We start from the raw sequence: 299 nt of genomic DNA, 5'->3' as shown, positions 1-299 counted from the left end.
AGGAGACCTTTTTGACAGCTTGTTTGTCTTTGAAAACTATCCTGTCAGTAAGACACTCTCAGAGACAAGCTGGTCGATCACGTTTGAGGATATACAGGCCAGTGAGCATACGAACTATCCGCTTGATATTACGATCGTTGCCGACAAGGACGGCATCCTGATCAAGTTTAACTACAATGCAGGCCTGCTTGCCAGTGGCTACGTCAGCGCAATGCTCGGGCACTTCCACAGGGCCATCAGACAGATCGTGGGCAGTGGCCAGCAGGCCAAAATATCAGAAATAACCATACTGGGCGGTG

General features: G+C 49.8%; 1 protein-coding gene. It reads left to right on the top strand.

Annotation, left to right across the window (positions count from 1 at the left end):
- Positions 1 to 299: condensation domain-containing protein (locus AAHB90_RS32650; RefSeq protein WP_342089514.1), on the top strand; the 299-nt coding region annotated here is incomplete at both ends.

The organism is Dyadobacter sp. OTU695 (genome assembly GCF_038440355.1).
Taxonomy (GTDB): domain Bacteria; phylum Bacteroidota; class Bacteroidia; order Cytophagales; family Spirosomataceae; genus Dyadobacter.
The sequence above is the reverse complement of the archived record's forward strand: the minus strand, read 5'-3'. Positions and strand labels throughout refer to the sequence as shown.